21 protein-coding genes are annotated in these 20,360 nt (G+C 71.5%); 15 read left to right on the top strand and 6 right to left on the bottom strand.

Annotated elements, in window-relative coordinates; translation table 11 throughout:
- Window positions 1-55: 55 nt before the first annotated feature.
- The 7 genes from K1T35_RS14020 (at window position 56) to K1T35_RS14050 (ending at window position 6,241) form a co-directional block, all read left to right on the top strand.
- A complete protein-coding gene (locus K1T35_RS14020; protein ID WP_220260603.1) occupies window positions 56-847 on the top strand; it encodes a Uma2 family endonuclease in 792 nt (263 codons plus the stop codon).
- Between the two features lie 152 nt (window positions 848-999).
- Window positions 1,000-1,623 carry a GntR family transcriptional regulator gene (locus tag K1T35_RS14025; protein ID WP_370645505.1) on the top strand — a complete coding sequence of 208 codons (624 nt, stop codon included), beginning with the start codon at window positions 1,000-1,002 and terminating at the stop codon, window positions 1,621-1,623.
- Between the two features lie 21 nt (window positions 1,624-1,644).
- Complete coding sequence (locus K1T35_RS14030) at window positions 1,645-3,036, top strand: MFS transporter (protein ID WP_220260604.1); 1,392 nt, start codon at window positions 1,645-1,647, stop codon at window positions 3,034-3,036.
- Window positions 3,033-3,920: a dihydrodipicolinate synthase family protein gene (locus tag K1T35_RS14035; protein ID WP_220260605.1), complete on the top strand. Its 888-nt coding sequence runs from the start codon at window positions 3,033-3,035 to the stop codon at window positions 3,918-3,920. The genes K1T35_RS14030 and K1T35_RS14035 overlap by 4 nt, the downstream gene beginning before the upstream one ends.
- On the top strand, window positions 3,908-5,053 hold the full coding sequence (locus K1T35_RS14040; RefSeq protein WP_304940854.1) for a mandelate racemase/muconate lactonizing enzyme family protein: 1,146 nt from the start codon (window positions 3,908-3,910) through the stop codon (window positions 5,051-5,053). Before K1T35_RS14035 ends, K1T35_RS14040 begins: the two co-directional genes overlap by 13 nt.
- A 13-nt stretch (window positions 5,054-5,066) precedes the next feature.
- On the top strand, window positions 5,067-5,900 hold the full coding sequence (locus K1T35_RS14045; protein WP_220260606.1) for a PPK2 family polyphosphate kinase: 834 nt from the start codon (window positions 5,067-5,069) through the stop codon (window positions 5,898-5,900).
- Between the two features lie 128 nt (window positions 5,901-6,028).
- Entirely contained in the window at window positions 6,029-6,241 is a 213-nt protein-coding gene (locus K1T35_RS14050; RefSeq protein ID WP_220260607.1) for a hypothetical protein, read from the top strand.
- A gap of 18 nt (window positions 6,242-6,259) precedes the next feature.
- Here K1T35_RS14050 and K1T35_RS14055 read toward each other — a convergent pair whose 3' ends face one another.
- The gene (locus K1T35_RS14055; RefSeq protein WP_220260608.1) at window positions 6,260-7,402 is read right to left on the bottom strand and encodes an acyl-CoA dehydrogenase family protein; all 1,143 of its coding nucleotides are present in this window, start codon (window positions 7,400-7,402) and stop codon (window positions 6,260-6,262) included.
- A 39-nt stretch (window positions 7,403-7,441) separates the two neighbouring features.
- Window positions 7,442-8,053: a DUF4190 domain-containing protein gene (locus tag K1T35_RS14060; protein WP_220260609.1), complete on the bottom strand. Its 612-nt coding sequence runs from the start codon at window positions 8,051-8,053 to the stop codon at window positions 7,442-7,444.
- Window positions 8,054-8,194: 141 nt separating this feature from the next.
- Between K1T35_RS14060 and K1T35_RS14065 the strand changes: the two genes are divergently transcribed.
- The gene (locus tag K1T35_RS14065) at window positions 8,195-9,208 is read left to right on the top strand and encodes an alpha/beta hydrolase (RefSeq protein WP_220262591.1); all 1,014 of its coding nucleotides are present in this window, start codon (window positions 8,195-8,197) and stop codon (window positions 9,206-9,208) included.
- A gap of 50 nt (window positions 9,209-9,258) precedes the next feature.
- On the opposite strand, the gene K1T35_RS14070 is transcribed toward K1T35_RS14065, so the two are convergent.
- Window positions 9,259-9,960 carry a dienelactone hydrolase family protein gene (locus K1T35_RS14070; protein ID WP_220260610.1) on the bottom strand — a complete coding sequence of 234 codons (702 nt, stop codon included), beginning with the start codon at window positions 9,958-9,960 and terminating at the stop codon, window positions 9,259-9,261.
- Window positions 9,961-10,079: 119 nt separating this feature from the next.
- Between K1T35_RS14070 and K1T35_RS14075 the strand changes: the two genes are divergently transcribed.
- The 4 genes from K1T35_RS14075 to K1T35_RS14090 all read left to right on the top strand — a co-directional run bounded on the left by K1T35_RS14075 (window position 10,080) and on the right by K1T35_RS14090 (window position 15,363).
- Complete coding sequence (locus K1T35_RS14075; protein ID WP_220260611.1) at window positions 10,080-11,423, top strand: FAD-binding oxidoreductase; 1,344 nt, start codon at window positions 10,080-10,082, stop codon at window positions 11,421-11,423.
- A gap of 11 nt (window positions 11,424-11,434) precedes the next feature.
- A complete protein-coding gene (locus K1T35_RS14080) occupies window positions 11,435-12,661 on the top strand; it encodes a cyclopropane-fatty-acyl-phospholipid synthase family protein (protein WP_220260612.1) in 1,227 nt (408 codons plus the stop codon).
- 77 nt (window positions 12,662-12,738) lie between these two features.
- The gene (locus K1T35_RS14085) at window positions 12,739-14,133 is read left to right on the top strand and encodes a wax ester/triacylglycerol synthase family O-acyltransferase (RefSeq protein WP_220260613.1); all 1,395 of its coding nucleotides are present in this window, start codon (window positions 12,739-12,741) and stop codon (window positions 14,131-14,133) included.
- Between the two features lie 255 nt (window positions 14,134-14,388).
- Window positions 14,389-15,363, top strand: coding sequence for a ferritin-like domain-containing protein (locus tag K1T35_RS14090; protein ID WP_220260614.1), 975 nt, complete (start codon window positions 14,389-14,391; stop codon window positions 15,361-15,363).
- A 76-nt stretch (window positions 15,364-15,439) separates the two neighbouring features.
- Here the strand turns inward: K1T35_RS14090 and K1T35_RS14095 are convergent, their stop codons facing one another.
- Window positions 15,440-16,297, bottom strand: a complete 858-nt coding sequence (locus K1T35_RS14095) for a class I SAM-dependent methyltransferase (protein WP_220260615.1) — start codon at window positions 16,295-16,297, stop codon at window positions 15,440-15,442.
- A gap of 70 nt (window positions 16,298-16,367) precedes the next feature.
- On the opposite strand from K1T35_RS14095, the gene K1T35_RS14100 reads away from it, so the two are divergent.
- The 3 genes from K1T35_RS14100 to K1T35_RS14110 are packed head-to-tail and all read left to right on the top strand — an operon-like array spanning window position 16,368 to window position 18,986.
- Window positions 16,368-17,345, top strand: a complete 978-nt coding sequence (locus K1T35_RS14100) for an RNA polymerase subunit sigma-70 (protein WP_220260616.1) — start codon at window positions 16,368-16,370, stop codon at window positions 17,343-17,345.
- Window positions 17,342-18,001, top strand: a complete 660-nt coding sequence (locus K1T35_RS14105; protein WP_220260617.1) for a GNAT family N-acetyltransferase — start codon at window positions 17,342-17,344, stop codon at window positions 17,999-18,001. The genes K1T35_RS14100 and K1T35_RS14105 overlap by 4 nt, the downstream gene beginning before the upstream one ends.
- 58 nt (window positions 18,002-18,059) lie before the next feature.
- Complete coding sequence (locus tag K1T35_RS14110; protein ID WP_220260618.1) at window positions 18,060-18,986, top strand: GNAT family N-acetyltransferase; 927 nt, start codon at window positions 18,060-18,062, stop codon at window positions 18,984-18,986.
- A 7-nt stretch (window positions 18,987-18,993) separates the two neighbouring features.
- Here the strand turns inward: K1T35_RS14110 and K1T35_RS14115 are convergent, their stop codons facing one another.
- Together K1T35_RS14115 and K1T35_RS14120 are read right to left on the bottom strand one after the other, a co-directional pair.
- The gene (locus tag K1T35_RS14115) at window positions 18,994-19,812 is read right to left on the bottom strand and encodes a fructosamine kinase family protein (protein WP_220260619.1); all 819 of its coding nucleotides are present in this window, start codon (window positions 19,810-19,812) and stop codon (window positions 18,994-18,996) included.
- Window positions 19,812-20,285: a low molecular weight protein-tyrosine-phosphatase gene (locus K1T35_RS14120; RefSeq protein ID WP_220260620.1), complete on the bottom strand. Its 474-nt coding sequence runs from the start codon at window positions 20,283-20,285 to the stop codon at window positions 19,812-19,814. Before K1T35_RS14120 ends, K1T35_RS14115 begins: the two co-directional genes overlap by 1 nt.
- Between the last annotated feature and the right edge of the window lie 75 nt (window positions 20,286-20,360).

The raw sequence follows: 20,360 nt of genomic DNA on the forward strand, positions 1-20,360 counted from the left end.
GTCACGTGTCACCATGTGACCTGCGACGGCCGGGAACGAGCGAGAGGAGGCCGCAGTGGATCACTCCCTCTTCGGCCATGAGGGCCCCTGGACCGAGGCCGCCTACCTCGCCCTGAGGCACGACGGTCGCGTCGAGGTCGTCGACGGCACGCTGCTCATCGGCCCCGGTGCGGGCCCGCGGCGGGCACGGGCGATCGAGCGCATACGGGCGGTGCTGGCCGCCGCGCTCCCGGACGGGCTGGTCGTGCGCGGCCCGCAGCCGCTGCGCCTCGGCATGGACTGCGTGCTCGTGCCGGACCTGATCGTCACGGCGGCACCGGCATCCGACGACGACGCCGAGGAGGCCGACGACGCCGAGGAGGCCGACGGCGACGGCGTCGACGAGGCCGCGGAGGAGGAGCCCTCGGCCGAGGACACGGACCCGGACACGGCGGTTCTCGAGACCGTTTCCGAGACCACGGCCGTCGAGACGGCTGTACTCGACGCGGCCGCCGCTCTGATGGTGATCGAGGTGGTCGGCTCCGACCACGGCGCCGCCGACCGGAGCTTCAAGCTGCAGCTGTATGCCCGCAGTCGCATCCCGTACTCGCTGCTGATCGACCACGACAGCCCGTTCGCGGTCGCGGACATGATCATCGGTGGCCGCTATCACGAGTACGCCCGCGCGGGGGGCGAGGAGACGCTGCTCATCGAGGAGCCGTTCCGGCTCGAGCTCGACCTCGGGGAGATCACCGCACCAGAGCAGTCCCAGCCTCCCGCGTCATCCGCGGAGTCGTCCGCGGCCGAGGCCGCACCGACCCAGGCGCTCCCGGTGGTGCCGACCCAGGGGCCGGGCGTCAAGACCTGACGGCCCCGGCCGACGCGCCCCGTCGTCGCTCGCTCGACCGGTCGACGGGTCGCGTCCGTTGATTCGGGCTGCGTGAGCGAACCCCTTGACGGAAGATCAGCGGCGACCTACGGTCGGACATCGTATATGAGATATGAGAGGCAGCCGTGCCGCTGACCGACGCCGGGCTCATGCCCTCGCGCACCGCGCGGGTGCTCGAGATCATCCGAAACGCGATCCTGAGCGGGGAGCTCGCGCCCGGGAGCGCGCTCGTCGAACAGGAGCTCGCCGCGCAGCTGGGGGTGTCCAAGACGCCGGTTCGCGAGGCGCTCAAGACGCTCGAGGGCACCGGGCTCGTGGTGATGGTCCCGTACCGGGGCGCCGCGGTCCGGGAGCTGACGCGCGCCGACGCCGTCGCGATCTACGACCTGCGGCTGCTCCTGGAGCCGGAGGCCGTGCGGCGGAGCGTGGCCGCAGGCACGGATGTCTCCGGCGCCGCGGAGTGGCTCCGGAAGGCACGCACCGCCGCGGGCAACGCCGAGCGGAGCATCGCCAACCGCGAGTTCCACCGGCTGCTCTACGCCGGGTGCGGCAACGCGCTGCTCGTGGTGACCCTCGACGGGCTGCGCGACCGCACTGCGCTCGTGTCGGCGGCGTCATGGGCCAAGAGCGCCACATGGGAGACGGAGGCCGACGAACACGAGGCGATCCTCGCCGCCGCGGCGACGGGCGACGCCGACACCGCCCGCAGGCTCACCGCGGAGCACGTGGCGGGTTTCCTGCAACGACTTCCCTGACCGGGAAAGCACAAAAGGAGTGTGGCCCAGCCACCGCCAAGCGTCCAGGCCACACTCCCCAACCGTCACTCACGAGGAGCAACGATGCCCTACCCTAGCACGGCCAAGACAATTCACGATTCATCTGCCGCGCGGCAGCGCAGCCACTTCAGATGGACGATCGTCGCCTTTTCCGCGCTCGGATTGACGATCGCATATCTCGACCGGGCCGCATTGAGCGTGGCCCTGCCGTTCATCAACCGCGAATTCGAGATCAGCCCGGCCGTGCAGGGTGTGGTGCTCTCGTCGTTCTTCTGGAGCTACGCGGTCTTCCAGGTGCCATCCGGCTGGCTGCTCGACCGGTTCGGCCCGCGAGTCATCTACCCGGTCGCCGTCGGCTGGTGGTCGATCTGGACGGCGCTCACCGCGTTCGCGGGCGGCGTGGCCAGCCTGATCGTGTTCCGGATCGGCCTCGGCATCGGCGAGGCACCGGTGCAGCCGGCGAACATCAAGGTCGTCTCCAAGTGGTTCCCGCGCAGTGAGCGGGCGTTCGCCTCCAGCCTGTTCGACATGGGGCAGCAGATCGGCCTCGCGCTCTCGGTGCCGGTGGTCACGGTGCTCGCCGTCTCGGTGGGCTGGCGCGCCGTCTTCATCGTGATCGGGGCCGTCGGCCTGCTGTGGATCCTCGGCTGGCTGCGGATCTACCGCGCGCCGGAGCAGCACCCCCGCGTCAGCGCGGCCGAGCTCGCGCACATCCGCTCCGACCAGGCGGAGATGATCGGCGACGAGACGGCGCACGATGCCCGCAGCTGGCTCCCCCTCCTGCGCAACGGCCAGGTGTGGGCGTTGCTGTCCGGCTACGTGTTCCGCTCGCTCGCGGGCGCCTTCTTCCTCACCTGGTACCCGAGCTACCTGCTCGACGAGCGTGGATTCTCAGAGGCCGATTTCGGAATGGTGGGTGCGATTCCGGCGGTCATCGGAATCGGCTCGACCGTTCTGGGTGGAATCGTCTCCGACCGGATGCTCGCATCGGGGATCTCCACGAACATCGCGCGGAAGGTGCCGATCATCACGGGCCTCGGGATCAGCGCGTGCATCGCGTTCACGCCGTTCGTGGAGAGCAACCTCGTCGTCATGATCCTGCTGACCGTGAGCAGCGCCGCGCATTCGTTCGCGGGTGCGGCGATCCTCAGCCTGCCCGCGGAGGTGGCCCCGTCGCCGGACGTGGTGGGCTCGATCGCGGGATTCCAGAACTTCGGCTCGCAGCTGGGCAACATCATCAGCCCCATCGCTATCGGCCTGTTCCTGACGGTCAGCGGCGGCTCCTACCTCGGGCCGCTGGTCTTCGCAGGTGCCAGCTGCATCATCAGCGCCCTGATCTACGGATTCTGCGTCCGCATCAAGCCAGTCCGCACGTTCGAGGAGCGCAAATGAGCCTGGTGGAGCGCCTTGCCACCGCGGTCGTCATCCCGGTCACGCCGTTCGCCGAGGACGGCAGCGTCGACGCGAGCTGTTACACGAAGCTCGTCACGCGGCTGCTCGACGGCGGCGTCACCGCCGTCACGCCGAACGGCAACACCGGCGAGTTCTACACGCTGACCCCGCGGGAGCGGCAGATCGTGCTCGAGACCTGCACGGCTGCTGCCGCCGAGCGCGCGGTCGTGGTGGCCGGGGTCGGCCTCGACGTGCACACCGCCGAGGCGGAGGCGCGGGCGGCGCGCGACGCGGGCGCACACGCGATCATGATCCACCAGCCGGTGCACCCGTACGTCTCCCCGGCCGGCTGGGTGGACTACAACGTCGCCGTCGCCTCGGCCGTCCCCGAGCTCGGCGTGCTGCCGTACCTGAAGAGCCGTGCGATCAGCGGCGGGCACATCGCGGAGCTCGCCGACCGCGCGCCGAACGTGATCGGGCTGAAGTACTCGGTGGACGACCCGGTGCTGTTCGCCGCCGTCCGCGCCGACGCGGGCGGCGACCGGCTGCTCTGGATCGCCGGGCTCGCCGAGCCGTACGCGCCTGCGTACTGGCAGGCGGGCGCGCGGGGGTTCACCTCCGGCCTGGCGAACGTCGCGCCGCGGGTCGCGCTCGACCTGCTCGCCGCGCTGCGAGCGGGGGACGGCGTGGAAGAGGCGTGGCTGCGGGTGCGGCGGTTCGAGGAGCTGCGGGCCAGGGGCGGCGCGGCCGACAACGTGGCCGTCGTGAAGGAGGCGCTGCACCAGCGCGGGCTGTGCCGGCGCGACGTCCGGCCGCCCGGCCACGTGCTCGGGCCGGAGGCCGCGGCGGAGGTGGCCGCCGCGATCGCGGGATGGCCGTCGTGAAGATCGCCCGCCTCGAGACGTTCATGCAGCGGGTCGGCGACCGGCCGCGGCTGCTCGTCAAGATCACCACTGACGACGGGATCAGCGGCTGGGCCGAGGCGTACAACCACGGCCCTGACCGCGCGCTCGTCCCGCTGCTGGAGTACCTGTTCGCGCAGATCGAGGGGGTGGACGCCCGGCGGGTCAGCTACGTCAACCAGTACCTGCTGCAGTCCTCGCGCTTCCCGCCCGGCGCGCTGGGGCTCGCCGCGATCGCGGCGATCGACCACGCGCTGTGGGACATCGCGGGCAAGGCGGCCGGCCTGCCGGTCTACCAGTTGCTCGGTGGGGCGGTGCGCGACCGGGTGCGGGTCTACGCAGGGCTGTACTCGGCGCCGGACCTGCCGCGGCTGGCCGAGTGGACCGCCGAGCTGAACGAGCGGTACGGGTTCACCGCCTTCAAGCTGAGCCCGTACCGCGGGGACATCCACGGCACCCGCTGGGGCAAGGTCTGCCGGGACATCGGTGAGTACTTCGGCGCCGTCCGGGAGCGGCTGCCGGACGCCTGGGAGTTCGCCTTCGACGCCCACGCCTGCATCTGGGAGCCGGGGCAGGCGGTGCAGCTCGCCGCGGCGCTCGCGCCGAACGAGCCGCTCTTCCTCGAGGAGCCGATCCGTCCCGAGCACGTGCCGGCGTGGGCGCGGATCCGCGGCGAGATGCGGGTGCCGCTCGCGACGGGCGAATCGCTCTACACCCCGAACGAGTTCCTCGCGCTGCTCACGGCGCAGGGCGCGGACATCGTGCAGCCCGACATCTGCGTCGTCGGCGGGCTCACCCAGATGCGCAAGATCGCCGTGCTGGCCGAGGCGCACTACGTCGGCGTCGCCCCGCACAACCCGATGGGCCCACTGGCCACGGCCGCGAACCTGCACTTCGCGGCGGCCACCACCAACTTCGACATCCTGGAGCTCAAGCCCGACGACACCAGCTGGTGCGTGGACCCGTACCTGCCGCAGGACGGATACCTGCAGCTGCGCCCCGACCGGCCCGGATGGGGGTTGGAGATCGACGAGTCGGCCCTCGCGCGCGACGACTACGTCCACTGGGAGCGGCGCGTGCCACGACGTCCGGACGGGTCGACGGCCTACATGTGATTACGCTCCCGGCATGGGGAAGTCCGTGCGCGAGACGTTCCGGGTGCCGGTTGACCAGCTCGACCCGCGGGCGCGGCCGCTCGGGCCGCGGGACAAGGCCACCGCCGCCGAGGAGATGGTCGAGCTCGGCGAGCGCCTCGACCAGCTGCAGGAGGCGCTCTACGCCGAGGCCATCGGCGGGGGCAGGCGTGCCGTGCTGCTCGTCCTACAGGGTATGGACACCTCCGGCAAGGGCGGGGTGATCCGCCATGTCGGCGGCCTCGTCAACCCGCAGGGCCTGCACATCGCCACGTTCAAGAAGCCCACCGACGAGGAGCTCGCGCACCACTTCCTGTGGCGGATCCGCCGGCAGGTCCCGGTGGCGGGCCGCATCGGGATCTTCGATCGCTCTCACTACGAGGACGTCCTGATCGCCCGCGTCGACGAGCTCGTACCCGAGGACGTCTGGCGCGGCCGATACACCGAGATCACGGCGTTCGAGTCGGAGCTCGCCGCGCAGGGCGTCACGATCGTGAAGTGCATGCTCCACATCTCGGAGAAGGAGCAGGCCGAGCGGCTCGTCGCGCGCCTCGACGACCCGGCGAAGCGGTGGAAGTACAACCCGGGTGACCTGGACGCCCGCGCCAAGTGGCCCGCCTACCAGGAGGCGTACGCAGAGGCACTGCGGCGCACCGACATCGACGCGGCCCCCTGGTACGTGATCCCGTCGGACCGCAAGTGGTACCGCAACTGGGCCATCGCGGCGCTGCTGGCCGAGACCCTCACGGAGCTGGACCCGCAGTTCCCGCAGCCCGACTTCGACGTGGACGCCGAACGCGCCCGGCTCGCGGCGAGCGGGGTGTCCTGAGGCTGAGATGGCAGTCCCGCGCGACGGTTCCCGGATCCGGACTTCGACGTCGAACGGGCCTGAGGGGGTGTTCGGTACGGCCGCTGGCGGGAACAAGGGTCGCAACGAGCAGCGGCCGAGGAGCATCCATGACCGAGTCCAAGATCGCCAAGCGGGTCGAGTTCTACGTCAACGCGACAGGGACGACGGTCTTCAGCGTGGAACTCGACCCGGATATCGTCTACTTCCCCAACGACGAGATCGAGCTCCCGACGGTCGGCATCTTCCGCATGGTCCAACGCCGCTGGCACGTGGACTCCGAGTCGCGGGTGCTGATCCTGCAGCTGGAGGAGCTGCACTGACCGGGGGCCGCCTCGGCGCTACCCCAGCAGCTCGCGCCCGATGATCTCCTTCATGATCTCGTTGGTCCCGCCGAAGATCGCCTGCACGCGCGAGTCGACGAAGGCCTTCGCGATGGGGTACTCCAGCATGTAGCCGTATCCGCCGTGCAGCTGGACGCAGCGGTCGACCACCCGCTTGAGCACGTCGCTCGCCCACCACTTGGCCTTCGCCGCGTCCGCCGCGTCCAACCGGCCGGCCACGAGCTCGGTGATGCAGCGGTCGACGAAGGCCTGGGTGACGTCGACCTCGGTGGCGATCTCCGCCAGCTCGAAGCGGGTGTTCTGGAAGGTCGACACCGGGCGGCCGAAGGCGGTGCGCTCCTTCGTGTACTCGACGGTCAGTTCGAGGGCCCGCGCCGCGCCCGCCGCGCAGCCGACCGCGATCGAGAGCCGCTCCTGCGCCAGGTTCTGCATCAGCGCGATCAGCCCGCCACCCGGTTCGCCGAGCACGTTCGCGTCGGGCACGTGGACGTCGGTGAACGAGAGCTCCGCGGTGTCCTGTGCCTTCAGCCCGACCTTGTTCAGGCGGCGGCCACGCTCGAAACCGGGCATCCCGCGCTCCACGACGAGCAGCGTGAAGCCGCGGCTGCCTGCGTCCGGGTCGGTGCGCGCCACCACGATCACCAGGTCGGCCATGATCCCGTTGGTGATGAACGTCTTCGCGCCGTTGAGGATCCAGCCGTCGTCGCCGCGGCCGGCGTTCGTCTGGATCCCCTGCAGGTCGGAGCCGGTGCCCGGCTCCGTCATCGCGATCGCAGTGATGATCTCGCCGGAGCAGAACCCGGGCAGCCAGCGTCGCTTCTGCTCGTCGCTGGCCAGTCGCAGCAGGTAGGGCGCCACCACGTCGTTCTGCAGCGGGAACCCGACCCCGCTCGCGCCCGCCCTCGTCAGCTCCTCGGTGAGCACGGCGTTGTAGCGGAAGTCGGAGACCCCGCCGCCGCCGTACTCCTCGGGTACGTCGGTGCCCAGCAGCCCGGCCTTGCCCGCCGCGAGCCAGACGTCCCGGCTCACCTGGCCGTCGCGCTCCCACTGCTCGTGGAAGGGGGTGATCTCCTTGGCGATGAAGGTCCGGGCCAGGTCGCGGAAGGCGTCATGTTCGGCGTCGAAGATGTCGCGCTGCATCGCCGGAGTCTCACATACCGGCCGGTAACAAGAAATGGGCTAGTAGTACGACGAGGGTGCCGCGGCCGCGAAGAAGACGAAGAAGAACAACACGAGGGCCAGCGTCGCGACCCCGATCCAGCCGAGGACGATTCCCGCTGTCGCCAAGCCGTTGCCGGACTCACCCCGCTGCCTGATCTGCTGCTGGGCGATGTATCCGAACACCAGCGCCATGATGCTGCCGACCCAGTAGAGCCAGAGGATCCCGAGGATGAGCGACGCGATCGCCATGCCGTTCGTGGGGGCGGTCGGCGCGTACCCGCCGTAGCCCGGGGGTGGGTACCCGCCGTAGTTCTGCGGGCCATAGTTCTGCGGGCCATAGTTCTGGGGGCCGTAGTTCTGGGGGCCGTAGCCGGGCGGGGGGCCGTAGGGGGACTGGTAGGCGTTCTGCGGGCCGTTCGGTGAGACGGGTGGTGGGCTCAGGGGGAGACCGGTCCGCGGGTCGTACGCCTGACCGGGCAGCGGTTCGTAGGGCAGTGCTCCCTGCGAGCCGTACGTCGGCGCGGTCGGCTGGTCGTAGGACGACGGGCCCTTGTCGAAGGACACCGTCGCCGACTCCTCCGCCCGGTCCGGCGGCGGATCGGACGGCTGCTGTGGACCCGGTGTGCTCACCTTGTTTCCCCCCTTGACAGAGCAAGTTTCCCATGGAGATCGTTCCCTCTCCGCCCCAACCGGGTGACGGCGGGGTTCGGCGGGTGATCGGTAGCGTGTCGCCCCGTGGACCTCACCGCCGCCGCGGTCAACCTCGTCGGCATGGCGCGCGGCGGAGTCGCCGACCTGCGCCGGATGCCGCGGGAGCTGGTGGACGACGGGCCGCGCGGCGCCCTGTACCGGTACCTGCCGATGTCAGGTGTGACGCCTGCGAGCGGCGAGCCGGTGCTGCTGGTTCCGCCGCTCGGCGCGCCCGACTTCGCCTACGACCTGCGCCGCGGCTGCTCCCTCGTGGAGCACCTGCTGTCCGAGGGTCGCCTGGTGTACCTGATCGACCACGGCCCGAAGTCGTTCGCCGACCGCCGCCTCGGCATGGAGCACTGGGTGGACGACGTCGTGCCGTGGGCCGCGCGGCTCACCGCCGAGGACGCCGGGCCGGACGTGCACCTCGTCGGCTGGTCGCTCGCGGGCATCTTCTGCTCGCTCGCCGTCGCCGCGGGGGCACAGGCGGGCGAGCCGCTCCCGGTGCGGACCCTCACGATGATCGGCAGCCCCGTCGACGTGTCGGCCGTGCCGTTCGTGGCCCCGCTGCGACCGCTGGCCGTGGCGACCGGCGGGCGCGGCCTGTCGACGGTCTACCGCGCGATCGGGAGCTTCCCCGCGCCCGTGGTGAGCGCGGCGTTCCAGCTCGTTGCCGTCGACAAGCTGGTGACGAAGCCGCTCACGGTGCTGTCCCAGCTCGACGACCGCGACGCGCTCGCCCAGATCGAGGCCGTCGAGTACCTGATGCGCAACATGCACGGCTACCCGGGCCGGGTCTTCGGCCAGATCTTCCACCTGATGCTGCGCCGCAACGACCTCGCCGACGGCGAGCTGTCACTGGGCGGGCGGGCGATCCGGTTGGCCGCCGTGCAGGTCCCGGTGTTCGTCGTGGGCGGGCGGGGCGACGTGATCGCGCCGCTGCCGGCCGTGCAGAAGGTGCTGGGCCTGCTGACCGGCGCCCCAGAGGTGCGGTTCACCACCGCACCCGGCGGGCACCTCGGCGTGCTCACCGGGCGCGGGGCGCGCACCACCACGTGGTCGGCGCTGGACGAGTTCCTCGCCGACCACGGCTGAACCCCTCGTGAGTGGATACGCGAGCTATAGCGCGCCTATCCACTCACGACTCAGAGGTGCGTGCGGAGGAACTCCAGCGTGCGGTTCCAGGCGATCCGCGCCTGCTCGGCATCGTAGGTGCCGAGGTGGTTCTCGTCGTTGAAGAACGCGTGGCCCGCCGGGTAGATGTGGAACTCGGGCTGCAGGCCGGACTCGGACTCGATCCTTCCGGCGAGCGCGCGCACCGCATCCGGGTTCGCGTAGTCGTCCTGCTCGCCGAAGTGGCCGAGGAGCGGCGCGGTGAGCCCGGAGAAGCTCGGGTAGTCCTCGCCCAGCACGCCGTAGAACGGCACGGCCGCGCCGATCTTGTCGCCCTGCTGCGCGGCGAGCACGAGCACGAAGCCGCCGCCCATGCAGAAGCCGACGGCGCCGACCTTCTGCGACGTGACGGACTCGTGGGCGAGCAGGTAGTCGACGGCGCCCGCGAGGTCGCGGGCGGCCTGCTGGACCGGCAGCTTCTGCATGAGCTCGCCGGCCTCGGCGGCGTCGTGGGTGGTGCTGCCGCCGTAGAGGTCGGGTGCCAGGGCGACGAAACCCTCGGCGGCCAGCCGGTTGGACACGTCGGCGATGTGGTTCGTCAGTCCCCACCACTCCTGGATGACGACGACACCCGGGCCGCTGCCGGACGCCGGAACGGCGAGGTAGCCGTGTGCCGTGCCGCCGTTGGAGGGGAACGTGACGTTCTGGAGTGGGTTCTCGGTCACGGCCGACATCTCACCACGGCCGAAGGGGCGCCGCCGGATCCCCCACATCGGGACGATCCGGACGGTGTGACGAATGGTGCTGGTCGGAGGCTTGGGCGAGGCGAGGAAAGCGGACTAGCGTCGCTTACATGACCTTGACGCCCAGCCGGCACGACGCAGCGGTGGCCGATCTGGTCGGTCGATACCGGGCGCTGCCGCCTGACACGCGGGTGCGGCTGGCCAAGAAGACCTCGAACCTGTTCCGCTTCGGCGATGCCCAGCCCACCGGCCTGCTCGACGCGTCCGCTCTCGCGGGCGTGATCTCCGTCGACGACGTGGCCCGCACGGCCGACGTGCAGGGCATGACCACCTACGAGGACCTGGTCGAGGCCACCCTGCCGCACCGGCTGATGCCGCTGGTGGTGCCGCAGCTGAAGACGATCACGCTGGGCGGGGCGGTCACCGGGCTGGGCATCGAGTCCACGTCGTTCCGGCACGGGTTGCCGCACGAGTCGGTGCTCGAGATGGACATCCTCACGCCGGAGGGTGAGCTCGTCACGGCGACGCCCGACGGCGAGCACGCCGACCTCTTCGCCGGCTTCCCCAACTCCTACGGCACCCTCGGCTACGCGCTGCGGTTGAGGATCGAGCTGCAGCCGGTCTCCCCGTACGTCCGGCTGGAGCACCGGCGGGTGTCCACGGAGGACCTCGCCGCCACGATCACCGAGGTCTGCGGCCCTGACGGGCCTGACTTCGTCGACGGCACGGTCTTCGAGCCGGGGGAGCAGTACCTCACCCTTGGCACGTTCACCGAGGATCCGGGGCCAGGGGTGAGCGACTACACCGGCCAGCAGATCTTCTACCGCTCGATCCGCGAGCGCGCCTCCGACGTGCTCACCGTGCACGACTACATCTGGCGCTGGGACACCGACTGGTTCTGGTGCTCCCGCGCGCTCGGCGTGCAGCACCCCGTGGTGCGCCGGTTCTGGCCGCGCCGCTACCGCCGCTCCGACGTCTACCGCCGCATCGTCGCCCTCGACCGGCGCTACGGGGTCTCCCGGCTCGCCCACCGCGTCACGCGGACTCCGCAGGAGGAACCGGTGATCCAGGACGTCGAGATCCCGGGCGACCGGCTCGCCGAGTTCCTCGACGCGTTCCACCGCGACATCGGGATCCGCCCGGTGTGGTTGTGCCCGCTGCGGCTGCGCGGCGAGCGGACGTGGCCGCTCTACCCGATGCAGCCGGACGAGTTGTATGTCAATGTCGGCTTCTGGTCGGGCGTGCCGCAGGTCCCCGGTCGACCGGACGCGCACAACCGCCGGATCGAGGAGCTCGTCGCGGATCTCGGCGGGCACAAGTCGCTGTACTCCACAGTGCACTACGACGAAGGTGAGTTCTGGAAGCACTACAACGGGCCCGCCTACCGCGCACTCAAGCAGCGCTACGACCCGCACGGCAGGCAGCCCGATCTGTACTCCAAGGTCACCAGGTGAAGGGGGCAGTCATGCAGGTCGCAGAGATCATCTCCGACGTCCTCGGCCAGGATGTACCGATCCGGATCGAGGCCTATGACGGCAGCAAAGCCGGGCCGGACCGCTCGGACGTCGCGCTGAAGATCCTCACGCCACGAGCACTCGCCCGGCTCGCCACGGCACCAGGAACGCTCGGGCTCGCGCGTGCGTACGTCACGGGCGAGCTCGAGGTCGACGGCGACGTCTACGACGTGCTGAACGCCATGGCCGACCTCACACTGCACGACCTCACGCGCAAGGAGCAGCTGCAGCTCGCGAGCAAGCTGTTCCCGGTGTGGCTGCGCCACCGGCAGCCGCCGCCCGAGTTCGAGTACCGCCCGCCGGGCCGGCTGCACTCGAAGTCTCGCGACAGCAAGGCGATCTCGCACCACTACGACGTGTCCAACCGCTTCTACGAGTGGGTGCTCGGCCCGTCGATGGCGTACACGTGCGCGGTCTACGCCACCGAGGACGCCACGCTCGAGGAGGCGCAGGCCGCCAAGCACGAGCTGGTGGCGCAGAAGCTGGCGCTGAAGCCGGGCATGCGCCTGCTCGACGTCGGCTGCGGCTGGGGCGGCATGGTGATGCACGCGGCCGCCGAGCACGGCGTCAAGGCGCTTGGCGTCACGCTGTCGCGCAACCAGGCCGCGTGGGCGCAGGCCGAGATCGAGCGCAGGGGCCTGTCCGGTCTCGCCGAGGTGCGCCACCTCGACTACCGCGACGCGCCCGAGTCCGAGTTCGACGCGATCAGCTCGATCGGGCTCACCGAGCACATCGGGAAGGACAACCTGCCGAGCTACTTCTCGTCGTTGTACGCCCGGCTCAAACCGGAGGGGCGGCTGCTCAACCACTGCATCACCCAACCGCGCACGCCCACCCGCAAGCTCGACGCGTTCATCGCGCGCTACGTGTTCCCCGACGGACAGCTGGAGCCGGTCGGACACCTGATCTCCGTCATGAATGACAGCGGGTTCGAGGTCCGGCACGAGGAGAACCTGCGCGAGCACTACGCGCTCACCCTCGCGGGGTGGTGCCGGAACCTCGAGGACCACTGGGAGGAGGCCGTCGCCGAGGTCGGGCTCGGCCGGGCGCGGGTGTGGCGGCTCTACATGGCGGCCAGCCGGCTCGGGTTCGAGCGCGACAACATCCAGCTGCACCAGGTCCTCGGGGTGAAGCTCGGTGAGCGCGCGAGGTCCGGGTTCCCCCTGCGCGGTTGGTAGCCACTCCATCGCTGAGCGGATACGAGTGCTCCGGCGCGCGTAGTCGCCACGGGCGCGGGAACCGGGAGAATGGCGGGGTGGTCGACCGCCTTTCCCCGCTCGACGCGTCGTTCCTGTTCGCCGAGCACCGGACGGCCGCCATGCACGTCGGCGCCGTCATGACGTTCGCGCCGCCGGAGAACGGCCCGTTCGATCCCGACGCCTTCACCGAGCTCATCGGACGCAGGCTCGCGCTCGTGCCGCGGTACCGGCAGAAGGTGCGCGAGGTGCCGGGCGGGCTGGGGCTGCCGGTGTGGGTGGACGACCCGGACTTCGACCTCGCGTTCCACGTCCGCCGGTCCGCGCTGCCGGCGCCCGGTACCGAGGAGGAGTTGCTCGACCTGGTCGGGCGGCTGCTCGCAAGGCAGCTGGACCGGTCGCGGCCGCTGTGGGAGGTCTACCTGATCGAGGGGCTGGCCGACGGCCGGTTTGCCGTGGTCACCAAGACCCACCACGCCATGGTCGACGGCCTCGCGTCCATGGACATCGGGGCCGTGCTCCTCGACCTCACGCCGGAGCCGCGCGAGACCCCCGAGGACGAATGGGAGCCCGCGCCAGAGCCGTCCGGGCTCGAGCTCGCCGCGTCCGCGGCCGCGCACGCCCTGCGCAGGCCCCGCGACGTGCTCGACGTCGCCGGGCGGGCCCTCACCGACGTCCGCGAGGCGGTGTCCACGGTCGGCAAGACCGTCGAGGGGGTGCTCGCCGCTGGGCGCAGCGCCGCCACCGTCCGGCCGGTGCAGCCGCTCAACGCCGCCACCGGCCAGCAGCGGCGCTACGGCATGTGCCGCACCGCGCTCGCCGAGCACCGCGCCGTCCGCAAGGCGCACGGCGGCACCGTCAACGACGTCGTGCTCGCGGTGGTCGCGGGCGCCCTGCGCCGCTGGCTGATCAGTCGGGGCGAGCCGCTGACGGCCGACACCTCCGTGCGCGCGATGGTGCCGGTCAGCGTGCGCGCCAGGGCCCGCGGCGGGTCGGGGGCCGGCAACAGCATCTCCGCCTACCTCGTGGACCTGCCCGTCACCGAGGACGAACCGCTCGCCCGGCTCGCGGTGCTGCGCGACGCCATGGAGGTGCACAAGCGCAGCGGGCAGGCGGTGGGCGCCGCGAACCTGATGAAGCTCGTCGGGCTCGCCCCGCCGATCGTGCACAGCCTCGGTGCGCGGCTGGCCAGCCAGTACTCGAGCAACTTCTACAACGTGCTGGTCACCAACGTGTCCGGCCCGCCCCGCCCGCTCTACGCGATGGGCGCCCGGATGCTCGACATGTACCCGGTGGTGCCGCTCGCGGGCGGTCAGGCGGTGGCCATCGGCATCACGTCCTACGGCACCGGCATGCACTACGGCCTCACTGCCGACCGCGACGCCCTCCCCGACGTCGACGTTCTCGCCGGCTACGTCGCGGATTCCCTGGCTGAACTCGTCGACCTCTCCTGACGCCGCGCTCGACTCGCCTGCACCGAGAGCGCGACTCGCGCAAGGCGGGGATCTCGGCTGTCGGGTGGGCCAACCGGATCGACCGGGTGGCGGAGGCGCATTAGTGCCTGGGTTGTCTCTGCTTCCGTTGATCGCGTCCAGTCGACCATCCATCCGATCCGGTTCGGAGTCGGTGAACTGCGCGGTGGGAATCGGCCGTGGTCCACGGTGACGCGTCCGATACTCGACTGGCTGACCGAGCAGAAATGAGCAGCGGTGTTCGAAGGTTTCAGCAAGGCGTTTGTCCGCGAGGCAATCAACCGCAGTGCCGAGAACGACGTAGACCGAAGAAGATTCCTGCGGGTCGCTGGACTCAGCACGGCCGGCGTCGTCGGCGGTGGCGCGCTGGCCGGCGGCGGGCTGTACGCCCCACCCTCAGCGGCCGCGATCCGCACCGTGTCCGAGGTGGCCGATGACGCCGCGATCAGCGACGCCGCCGTGCTCAACTTCGCCCTCAACCTGGAGTATCTCGAGGCCGAGTTCTACCTGCGCGCCGTCACGGGTGAGGGCCTCGACGACAACCAGATCGACGGTGTGGGCACCGTCGGCGGGGTCATCGGCGGCCGCCAGGTGGAGTTCAGGGACAACGTGCTGAAGGCCAACGCGACCGAGATCGCGGCCGACGAGCGCGCCCACGTCGATTTCCTGCGCAGCGCGCTCGGGGACGCCAAGGTCGCCCGTCCGGCGATCGACCTGGACGAGGCCTTCACCGCCGCCGCATTGGCCGCGGGACTCATCGCGGAGGGGGAGAGTTTCGACGTATTCGGCAGCGAGGACAACTTCCTGCTCGGCGCCTTCGTGTTCGAGGACGTGGGGGTCACCGCCTACAAGGGCGCCGCTCCGCTGATCGAGAACAAGACATTCCTGGAGGCCGCGGCCGGAATTCTTGCGGTCGAGGCGTACCACGCGGGCCTGATCCGCGCGACGCTGCAGGCGCGTGGGGCCGAAGACGCGACGGTCGCCATCTCCGACGCCCGCGACGGACTGGACGGCGAGGCCGACCTCGACCAGGGCCTCGTGCTCGACGGGGTAGCGAACATCGTCCCGACCGACGACAACGCCATCGCCTTCAGCCGCAGCGCCGGACAGGTCCTCAACATCGTCTACCTGAACCCGGACAGCGTGACATCCGGCGGCTTCTTCCCGGACGGCGTCAACGGCGACATCAACGCCAGTGACGACAACGCCTGACCCTTCCGGTGGCTCTGCGGGTGGCGGCCTCAGCTGGCGAGGGCCGCCACCCGCTCCGCGCGGGTGACCTTGGTGCTCATCGGTGCTCGTCGTCCGAGCGTGCGGACGCGACGAGAGCGGCGCCGGGGATCGCGTAGCCGCCGTCGGTCGCGAACGGTGCCAGGGCGTGTTCGAGGGCCGCGGCGAGGTCCACACGGTCGGGATCGGACAGTTTCTGCAGCACGACGGCGAGCGGGCCGGCGGTGTCGGCCATGAAGCCGAGGTAATCGTCGACGTCGTGGAAGCGGAACGCCAGCGGGATCTCGACGACGGTGATCTCGTCGAAGCAGGCGGCCTCGAGCAGGGATCGCGTGCGGTCCGCGTCCGCCATGCTGAACGGGTTCGGCACGCCGTCGGGTGGCCGGGTCACGTGCCCGCGCTCGACGAGGGTCACGGCGATGACCGCGAAGAACGGGTTGCGTTCCGCGGCGGCCCACACGGCCAGCGCGACGCGCCCACCAGGTCGGAGCACCCGGCGGGTCTCGGCGAGCGCGGCGGCGGGGTCGGCCACCAGCATGTAGCCGAGCCGGCACAGGACGCCGTCGACCGAGGCGGTGTCGAGGTCGAGGCGCTCGGCGTCCATCACCCGGAACTCCACGTTCGTGATGCCGAGTTCGGCTGCCCTGGCGCGGGCCACGTCCAGCATCGCGGGCGAGAAGTCGGTGCAGATCACGTGGCCTGCGTCCGCCGCGGCGGCGAAGCCCGTGTCGCCTGCCCCCGCCGCCAGTTCGAGCACCGTGTCTCCCTCCCGGGCCGCGAGCTCGCGGACCATCCACTCCCGCACCGGCGTCATCGCCGTCTCGAACTGCGACCGCCTGCGGGACCAGCCGGGCGCGATCGCCTGCGAGATCTCGTAGCTGGTGCGGCGGTACTCGTCGATCGGTGTCGTCGTCATACGGGTCGAGACACCCCGGAACCCGGAATCGGACCGGTCCCCTTCGCCTACGCTCGGTGTCATCACCGATGTGGAAACCCAGACACTCGCGCTCGCCCGCGCGGGCGACGGCGCGGCATTCGGCGAGCTGGTCGAGCCCTACCGTCGCGAGCTCCAACTCCACTGCTACCGCATCCTCGGCTCCCTCCAGGACGCCCAGGACGTGCTCCAGGAGACCCTGCTCGCCGCGTGGCGCGGGCTCGAGGGTTTCCAGGAGCGCGCCTCGGTCCGCGCCTGGCTCTACCGCATCGCGACCAACCGCTGCCTCAACGCCCTGCGCGACCGCGGCCGCCGCCCAGCCGTCCGCCAACCGATGGCCGAGCCGCCGGAACCCACCCGGCGCGCTGAACCGATCTGGCTCCAGCCCTACCCCGACGCACTGCTCTCCGACCTCCCCACGACAGCGCCCGGCCCGGACGCCCGCTACGAGACCACGGAAACGGTGGGGCTGGCGTTCGTCGCGGCTCTGCAGCACCTGCCCCCGCGCCAGCGGGTGGTGCTCGTGCTCCGCGACGTCCTCGGGTTCACCCGGACCGAGGCGGCGGCCATGCTCGGCACGAGCGAGGCGGCGGTGAAGGCCGGCCTGCAGCGGGCACGGGCGACGCTCGAGGCGAACCGTCCCACCCGGCCGGCCGCGCCGCGCTCCGCCCGCGAACTCGCGGTGGTGGGCCGGTTCGCCGGTGCACTCGAGAACGGTGACATCGACGCCCTCGTCTCGCTGCTCACCGACGACGCATGGCTGACGATGCCGCCCGAGCCGTACGAGTACCAGGGCCCCGCCGCGATCGCCGGGTTCCTCCGTTTCCGGGCCTCGCTGCTCGGCGGCCGCCTGCGGCTCGTGCCCACCTGGGCCAACGGCCAGCCCGCGTTCGGGTGCTACCTCCCCGAGGAGGACTACGGGCTGCTCGTGCTGGCGGTCGAGGGCAGCCTCGTCTCGGCCATGACCTGGTTCGGTGACCGCAGCCTGTTCCAGCACTTCGGCCTTCCGGTGGTGTACTCGCCTCCATGAGCGAGGACCGGCTGGCCAGCCACCTGCGCTCGTGGCTCGGCCAGTGGCCCGGCACGGGTGTGGGGCTCACGGTCGTCGGCTCACCCGCCCGCGACGAGCCGGCGTGGGACGGCGGGCTGCACCGCGTCATCGGGGTCGCCGAGCAGGGGCGCGGGGTGCTCTCCGTGCCACCGCCGGTCGCGGACGTCGTGACGGCGTGGCTAGACGCCGGTGGCGCTCGGACGCAGATCCCGGGCGTGGCGGGGCTGCCGGGGGCCTGGTTCGACGGGGTGTTCCGATGGACCGACCGGCCCGCGTCGCTGCCGGACGCGGGGGAGTGGATCGCCGCCGACCACCCCTCGGTGCCGCTGTGGCTGCGCCGGTTCGGCGGCGATGTGCTGGTGGCCGTCGACGATGACACGGGCGAGCACCTCGCGGGCGTCGGGGTCAAAGAGCACGACATCCATGGCCGCGAGCTCGCCGTGGTCACGGCGGAGGCCGCGCGCGGGCGCGGGCTGGCCCGCAGGCTGGTGGCGCAGGCTGCCCGCCGCGTCCTCGACGAGGGCGCGGTGCCGACGTACGTGCACGCGCGGGGCAACGCCGGTTCGGCGAGCGTCGCGACGGCCGCCGGTTTCCCGGATCGCGGGTGGTCCTTCCTCGCCGTCGACCCCCAATAGTGGCGATCTGGAGTAACCCCGCCGTCCGTTCAGCGCAGTGGCACGGCATCCTGCCCACGTGGACATCGAGGTTCGGCCGCTCGAAGTGGCCGACGTGGACGCGGCGGACGACGTCTTCCGCGACGCGTTCTCCACCGTTCTCGGCGCGGGAATACACCGGGACACCGAGCTCGTGCGCACCCGGTTCCGGGCGCAGCACACGACTGCGCTCGCCGCGTTCGTGAACGGTGAGGTGGCCGGTTCGACGATCGTCACGCGCTGGGGCAGCGTCGCCTACTTCGGCCCGCTGTCGGTGACCCCGAAGCTGTGGGGCCACGGGATCGGCACCCGGCTCGTCGCAGCGGCCGTCGAGGTGCTCGACGGGTGGGGCGCGGGGCACCAGGGGCTCTTCACCTTCGCCCAGAGCCCGCAGCACCACGGCTTCTACCAGCGGTTCGGCTTCTGGCCACGGTTCCTCACGGCGATCATGTCCCGGCCGCTGACGGGCGCGGAGCCGGAGCTGGGTTGGCGCCTGTCGGCCGTGCCACCCGCCGACCGGGCGGCGCTCGTGGCGAGCTGCGCCACCGTCACCGACGCGATCCAGCCGGGTCTGGACGTGAGCGGCGAGATCGCATCCGTGCTCGACCAGGGCCTCGGCGACGTCGTGCTGATCGGCGAGCCGGACGCGCCACGCGGTTTCGCCGTGTGCCACGCCGGGGCCGGCACGGAGGCGGGCAGCGGGGTGGCGTACGCCAAGTTCGCGGCGGTGCGTCCGGGGCCGGGCGAGGCGCAGGCCTTCGACTCCCTGGTGGCGGCCTGCCAGGGGTTCGCCGCGGACGCGGGGGCGGTGCGGCTCAGCCTCGGGGTGAACACCGCGCGCCACGAGGCCTACCGGCAGCTGCTCGCGGCCGGCTTCCGAACCGACAGCCCCGGAATCACGATGCACCGCCCCAACGAGCCGGGCTACGACCGGGAAGACGTGCGGCTGCTGGACGACTGGCGCTGATCCCGGGTCAGGCCGCGCGCAGTGCCGCCCGAGCCGCGGAGATCGCTTGCGCGGCGTAGCCGGCCCCGAACAGCACCACGTGCACGAGCAGCGGGAAGAGCTGGTGCAGTGGGACGCGGTCGCGCCATCCGGCCGCGAGCGGCGCGGCCTCGTCGTACGCGGCGAGCACGGTGTGCAGGTGCGGGCAGCCGAACAGGGCGAGCATCGCGAGGTCGCTCTCCCGGTGCCCGCCGTGCGCCGCCGGGTCGATGAGCACGGCACCCTCTGCCGACCACAGCACGTTCCCCGACCACAGGTCGCCGTGCAGCCGCGCCGGTGGTTCCTCGCGCCCCGCGAGCGCGGGCAGCCGATCGGCCACCGACTCGATGATCCACGCGGCATCGCCGGTGAGGCTGCCCGCGTCGCGGGCGGTGCGCAGGTAGGGCATGAGCCGGTCGGCCGCGTACCACTCGGGCCAGCCATGGGCGGGCTCGTTGCGCATCGGGGCGGCGCCGATGCGGGCGTCCGCCGGACCGCCGGGTGGCGCGGCGCCGAACGCGGGCGCACCGGCGGCGTGGGTCCGGGCGAGCGCGCGCCCCAGTTCCTCGGCCGCCCGAGCGCCGGGGGCGCCGCTCTCGACCAGCTCGGTGACCAGGCGCCCGCCGGTCACCTCGAGCACGGCGGGCACCGGCGCCCCGCCCGCCTCACCCAGCCAGCGCAGCCCCGCCGCCTCGGCCGCGATGGCCTGCCCGTCCCCGTCCTTGACGACGACGGTCCGCCCGTCGGCGAGCCCGACCCGCGCGGCCCCACCCCCGAGCGGCACCCGCTCGAGCACGGGGACGCCCATCACCTGTTCTCGCGCACCCACTGGATCATCCCCGGCATCGCGGCCCTGATCATCTCCAACACGGTGGTGAAGCCCTCGTCGTCGCCGTAGTACGGGTCGGGCACCTCGGCGCCTTTCGGCGCGTCGGGGTCGAACGAGCGGAGCAGCCGCACCCGGTCCGGCTCGGGCACCAGCGACCGCAGCGCCCGCTCGTGCGAGCGGTCGAGCGCGATGATGAGGTCCGCTCCGAGCTGCTCCGCGTCCACCTGCCGTGCGACGTGCGCGAACTTGTAGCCGGCGGCCAGCAGCACGGCCTCCGCCCGCTCGTCGGCGGGCGACCCGACGTGCCAGTTGCCCGTGCCCGCGCTCGACACGTGCACGGCATCGGTGAGACCCGCCCGCTCCACCTCGTGGACGAACACCTTCTCCGCGATCGGCGACCGGCAGATGTTGCCGGTGCAGACGAACACGATGGACAAGCGGTGGTCGGTCACGCTTGCAGTCTCCCGGACGTGGTCCGCCACGACTTCACACACCCAGCTCGCACCTCACACAAGGCCCGCCTCATG

This window comes from Pseudonocardia sp. DSM 110487 (assembly GCF_019468565.1).
In the GTDB taxonomy this organism is placed as follows: Bacteria; Actinomycetota; Actinomycetes; order Mycobacteriales; family Pseudonocardiaceae; genus Pseudonocardia.

Bases quoted from the DNA above. Each gene is read 5' to 3' on its own strand.
- K1T35_RS14045 (WP_220260606.1), top strand. From the start codon at position 5,067: ATGGGGAAGTCCGTGCGCGAGACGTTCCGGGTGCCGGTTGACCAGCTC.
- K1T35_RS14040 (WP_304940854.1), top strand. From the start codon at position 3,908: ATGGCCGTCGTGAAGATCGCCCGCCTCGAGACGTTCATGCAGCGGGTC.
- K1T35_RS14050 (WP_220260607.1), top strand. From the start codon at position 6,029: ATGACCGAGTCCAAGATCGCCAAGCGGGTCGAGTTCTACGTCAACGCG.
- K1T35_RS14075 (WP_220260611.1), top strand. From the start codon at position 10,080: ATGACCTTGACGCCCAGCCGGCACGACGCAGCGGTGGCCGATCTGGTC.
- K1T35_RS14055 (WP_220260608.1), bottom strand. From the start codon at position 7,402: ATGCAGCGCGACATCTTCGACGCCGAACATGACGCCTTCCGCGACCTG.
- K1T35_RS14105 (WP_220260617.1), top strand. From the start codon at position 17,342: ATGAGCGAGGACCGGCTGGCCAGCCACCTGCGCTCGTGGCTCGGCCAG.
- K1T35_RS14115 (WP_220260619.1), bottom strand. From the start codon at position 19,812: ATGGGCGTCCCCGTGCTCGAGCGGGTGCCGCTCGGGGGTGGGGCCGCG.
- K1T35_RS14080 (WP_220260612.1), top strand. From the start codon at position 11,435: ATGCAGGTCGCAGAGATCATCTCCGACGTCCTCGGCCAGGATGTACCG.
- K1T35_RS14065 (WP_220262591.1), top strand. From the start codon at position 8,195: ATGGCGCGCGGCGGAGTCGCCGACCTGCGCCGGATGCCGCGGGAGCTG.
- K1T35_RS14035 (WP_220260605.1), top strand. From the start codon at position 3,033: ATGAGCCTGGTGGAGCGCCTTGCCACCGCGGTCGTCATCCCGGTCACG.
- K1T35_RS14070 (WP_220260610.1), bottom strand. From the start codon at position 9,960: ATGTCGGCCGTGACCGAGAACCCACTCCAGAACGTCACGTTCCCCTCC.
- K1T35_RS14095 (WP_220260615.1), bottom strand. From the start codon at position 16,297: ATGACGACGACACCGATCGACGAGTACCGCCGCACCAGCTACGAGATC.